We start from the raw sequence: 3878 nt of genomic DNA, 5'->3' as shown, positions 1-3878 counted from the left end.
GACTGTAATTGAGCTCCAAAGATAATGATTCCATTGATTTCGGCTCTTGATATCTATCGGATAAAAAACGCAATACTTGCTCTGCTAGATTATTTTGACTGATCGCCTCAGGGCTTTGCAGCATTTGACRAAACAGCCTATGTACAAATTGATAAAATACCCCTCTAACATGCAGCATGTCCAGCTTGTTTGCTTGAATCCAATCTCTATGCATCATTTGTATAAATTCCAAGAGTGCCAACCCGTCAAATGGAGTATAGCTGTATGGCTTCTCGAATGGATTATCATTTTGCATCAGTAATTTAAAATCATAAAGACAGTTTTGCGGCAATACAGCCTTATATAGAACTAGATAGTATTCAATTGCCGTTTCTGTTTCAATCTCCAAGCAAGCTCCTTTCCCTCCGTGCAGCACATAAAACCTGTCGGCAAAATGGACATCTCCGTCCAGCCAAAGTCGACCTCTGCCACGAACAATATAAACAAAGGTGCTGGTGGGCAATGTATACTTTCGCAAGCATTTTCCTTGCTCTAACGTGTTTTGTCTAACATCTAAAACCCTTACAATTGCCTGATCCCATAATTGGATATGGTCATTAATGTTCATTTGCTTCGATTCAAATCCTCTCTCTACTCTCGCAGCGATCAAAGTGTATAACTCTTTGCTTATTAGCAATAAACCCTTATATAAGTGTATTCACTGAGAATTGTTCTCATTGTTATTGTATAGGAAAATACTAGAACTTTCAATTTGCAATCATGAACACAGTGGAAGATCAAACTTATAATAAGCTTATTGCATGCAACCGTAGAACAGTATTTGATATTCTGGCGAAATTACGGCAGGTATTTAGTAGCTAAGAAAAGCAAAAAACCACCTTTAAGGGTGGTTTCTGATACATATTATTAATGTCGATATTTTAAGATTAGTTTGATTTGAGAGGAAGTGATTCTGCATGAAGAAACGGTTTCTTTTGTAACAAGCGTTTCGCAAAAAGAGTAAAAAGAATCAAGGAAATCGCGACGGACAAAGCACTGACGATGAACAACACCTTATAGCTTGCATACTGAGAGACAGAGCCTAACATGATTGCACCTAACCCAATACCAAGGTCATTAGCAGTCGAGATAGAGGCGTTTGCAACTCCTATACGATTCGGGTGGGCCAAACGGATCGTAGCCGCTTGAAGAGCTGGCTGCGCGGAACCGAAGCCAATACCATATAAAATCGCCGATAGTAGTACGCCCATCAAACCGCTCGAGAGGCTTAATACTATCAATGCAATAATCGTAATTATAAGTGCCGGAACAATGACAAAAATTTCTCCATACCGATCAGATAGTTTTCCCGAAATGGGACGGCTAAGGGCAAGCGTTGCAGCAAATGCTAGAAAAAACGCGCCGGAATTAACCTGAATCGACTCAGCGAATAGCGGAACAAAGGTTGTAATGCCGCCATAAGCAATAAAGAGAAAAAAGACTGAGGCCGCAACGGGCAAAACCGATTTTTCGAATAGTTCAATTTTTCTTGTGCCAGCTTTAGGCTGGAAGGGCATTTTTGCACCTAACATCAGGAGCAGTGCTCCTGCAGAGAGGACCACAGCGATTAAAAACAAATCGCTGTATGATCGATTCTGAGCAACCCATATGCCGAACATTGGGCCGATTGCCATAGCCAGTGTCATGGATGTGCTAAACCACCCCATTCCCTCACCACGGCGGGTGGACGGGATCATATCTGTAATCGCCGTCATCGTAGCGGTTGTAGATACCGCCCAGCTCATGCCATGCAATATTCTGAGCCCCAGCAAAACAGCAATTCCCCCGACCCAGTTATACAAATACATTGCTAGAATGAAGAGAATCAGTCCCCAAATGATAAACGGACGCCTGCCGAACCGGTCTAGCAGCCCGCCAACAAGCGGCCGTAAAATAACAGCAGACAACATAAAAGCACCCATCGCTAGACCCACCTGCGATTCATTGCCTCCCAGTTGTTTGATGAACAGCGGTAGCGTCGGATACAGCATATAAAATGCGTTAAATAAGAACAGGTTACCTATAGTCATGAGAATAAACGACTTCGTCCATAGGCGTTCGATATTTCATTCCTCCTCAGGTGCAAAATGTTTTGATTTCTACTAATGAACAATAATCAGGAAATACAGATGGTATAAAGAAGCTTAATCCATGGAGTGAACTCCAAGTCAATACATAAATTCCAATTGCTTCGGAGCAAAATGTATGGCCAATTTCAATGACGTAATAATAATCATTGATTCATTAATGAACACTTGTCTATAATTATAAACAGATGCAAAACATCTGCAATTGTTAACTGAACGTGATTTGTTAATTAATGAACAACTTCTGTATATTTGTTAATTATTTACGAGAGCTTGGTGACCTGAAATTGGCTAAAGTGGATCGAAGAATACAAAAAACGCAGGATGCGTTAAAAAAAGCGGTTATAGATCTGATGTCAGAAAAAAATTTTGATGATATTACAATTCAGGATCTTTCCGACAGGGCGAATGTGAGCCGCGGGACCATCTATCTTCATTATTTAGATAAATATGATCTGCTGGATAAACTCATTGAAGAACATATTGACGTGCTAAGGGTAACGTGCAGAGCGGCTGCGGAATTGGATTTTACCGAATCGACTCTAATCTGGACCGAATATTTTGAACGTCATTATTCATTTTTTTCCATGATGTTAGCGAGTAAAGGTGCTCCTTACTTTCACGGTCGTTTTCTTGCATTTCTTATCGAAGAATTTAAGAATGAAATCGATGTAACGAAAGGGAAAAATGAGGGGTTAAATGAAGATCTTCTTGTGAGGTTTGTCGCTTCTTCTTTTGTAGGAGTAGTGGAATGGTGGTTCATGAATGAAATGCCTGTCCCCCATCATGTCTTAGCAGAACAACTGGGGACATTGCTAGAGAGGAATGTATAATCGTTATAAACGTACGGCATACATCATCTTGCCAAGTTCGTCAGAACAATAACTTTAGTGCTCTCTAATATCTACTAAATAAGGCTTGCGTATTAAATTAAATTTATAAACGAAAAAATATTCAATATCTGCCTTTATTAGATTCCAAGTTGTTAATGGAACTTTAATTTTATCCGTACGAGTTTGGTCAGCATATATAATATTTATAAAATGATTTCCGCCTTTACTCTCCTTGCTTTCAATCGTGCCAACTGTGATACGAGTAGTCTCAATCGGCTTATAGATCCAAAGTATGATAAAAACGATAGAAACAATCAAAACAACAATATACTTGTTTCTCATCAATTTAAGCATTGTTGCAGACCGCCCTTTCTAGTCTAATCGTTTTTTTGTTTGTAGAAGTTAATTATGGAAGTAATTTCACGTATTTCAATTTTGTTACAAATCATAAAACTAATTAATACTTTAGTCAATCATCATTTCTAAGTAGACGCTTCACTTCCTATCAATAAAATAGCCACCGCAATGGGTGGCTAGTACAATTATTTAAAATGACCCTTCGGCTTTTTGCCGCTCCATCTTTCGTCAACCTTCTCGAACGCTGATTGGTATCTCGCATCCACACTAATTCGGTATTGATTGGTTGTATTCTCCAGTGAGCAATGCATTAAAAACATGCCGAAAATGAGTACATCCCCTGCCTGAAATTGAGTTGTCGCCCACTGACCACCGAACTTCTCCGTAATAACAAGCGGATCATCCGTGTAATGTCCCAAACCATCACGATCCGAATCTTTGGATCCATACGATTGCTTCAGCTTTTCAAATCGATGCGAGCCGAGGCAAATCGCAAGTCCCCCCATTTCATACGAAACGTCTCCAAGAGGAGACCATACGGTATAGACATTTGGGGTACCTC

4 protein-coding genes and 1 pseudogene are annotated in these 3878 nt (G+C 39.9%); 1 reads left to right on the top strand and 4 read right to left on the bottom strand.

Features of this window, described 5'->3' with window-relative positions; translation table 11 throughout:
- Both AC1DSE_RS31980 and AC1DSE_RS31975 read right to left on the bottom strand, forming a co-directional pair.
- Positions 1-649, bottom strand: a pseudogene (locus AC1DSE_RS31980) (AraC family transcriptional regulator); the annotation flags it as partial.
- A gap of 277 nt (positions 650-926) precedes the next feature.
- Complete coding sequence (locus tag AC1DSE_RS31975; protein WP_477509826.1) at positions 927-2102, bottom strand: MFS transporter; 1176 nt, start codon at positions 2100-2102, stop codon at positions 927-929.
- A gap of 311 nt (positions 2103-2413) precedes the next feature.
- On the opposite strand from AC1DSE_RS31975, the gene AC1DSE_RS31970 reads away from it, so the two are divergent.
- Complete coding sequence (locus AC1DSE_RS31970; RefSeq protein WP_076265608.1) at positions 2414-2959, top strand: TetR/AcrR family transcriptional regulator; 546 nt, start codon at positions 2414-2416, stop codon at positions 2957-2959.
- A gap of 54 nt (positions 2960-3013) precedes the next feature.
- Here AC1DSE_RS31970 and AC1DSE_RS31965 read toward each other — a convergent pair whose 3' ends face one another.
- Together AC1DSE_RS31965 and AC1DSE_RS31960 are read right to left on the bottom strand one after the other, a co-directional pair.
- Positions 3014-3313 (bottom strand): hypothetical protein, encoded by a 300-nt coding sequence (locus AC1DSE_RS31965; RefSeq protein ID WP_477509699.1) that lies wholly within the window; start codon positions 3311-3313, stop codon positions 3014-3016.
- A gap of 188 nt (positions 3314-3501) precedes the next feature.
- The coding region (locus AC1DSE_RS31960) for a phytanoyl-CoA dioxygenase family protein (RefSeq protein ID WP_477528813.1) at positions 3502-3878 on the bottom strand (377 nt) is incomplete at its 5' end.

The sequence above is a fragment of the Paenibacillus sp. 01L418 genome (assembly GCF_056400045.1).
This window is presented reverse-complemented; position numbering and strand designations above follow the sequence as displayed.

Excerpts from the sequence above, each read along its gene's own strand:
- AC1DSE_RS31965 (WP_477509699.1), bottom strand. The coding sequence starts at position 3,313 with ATGCTTAAATTGATGAGAAACAAGTATATTGTTGTTTTGATTGTTTCT.